This window comes from Brachyspira sp. SAP_772, from assembly GCF_009755885.1.
Lineage (GTDB): Bacteria > Spirochaetota > Brachyspiria > Brachyspirales > Brachyspiraceae > Brachyspira.
The window spans coordinates 1-599 of sequence record NZ_VYIX01000283.1; the positions used below are offsets into that span (position 1 = coordinate 1).

At 32.4% G+C, this 599-nt stretch carries 2 protein-coding genes; both read left to right on the forward strand.

Annotated elements, in window-relative coordinates; all coding sequences use genetic code 11:
• The coding region (locus GQX97_RS14040) for an SDR family oxidoreductase (protein WP_157152347.1) at positions 1 to 346 on the forward strand (346 nt) is incomplete at its 5' end.
• A gap of 71 nt (positions 347 to 417) precedes the next feature.
• The coding region (locus tag GQX97_RS14045; RefSeq protein WP_157152348.1) for an acyl carrier protein at positions 418 to 599 on the forward strand (182 nt) is incomplete at its 3' end.

Sequence of the window (599 nt, forward strand, 5' to 3'; positions counted from 1 at the left end):
AAAGGGTAAGATAATTAATATATCAAGCGTTATAGGAAAAATGGGTAATGCTGGTCAGGTGAATTATGCTGCAGCTAAGGCKGGYATTATAGGTATTACTAAATCTATGGCGAAAGAGTTTGCTCCTCGCGGAATATGCGTKAATGCTATAGCACCTGGATTTATTCAAACAGATATGACTGGTGTACTTGCTGAAGATGCTGTAAAAAAGATAATGGATATTACACCTTTAAAAAAGTTAGGTAATGCTGAAGATGTTGCTAATATAGTTGTATTTCTTGCATCAGATTTGAGCAATTATATAACAGGGGAAGTTATAGCCGTTGACGGCGGAATGTCTATGTAATAGTTAATAAAGTTGCTTTGCACTTTATAATAAATTAAAAATAATAATAAATTAATAAAAGGAGATTCAACATGGCATTAATCGATGAAATTAAGGATGTTGTTGCTAATCAATTAAACATTTCAGACAAAAGTAAAATCACAGATACAGCTTCTTTCGTAGATGATTTGAACGCTGATTCACTTGATTCAGTAGAACTTATTATGGAATTAGACAACCGTTATGATATCAAAATTCCTCACGAAGAACAATT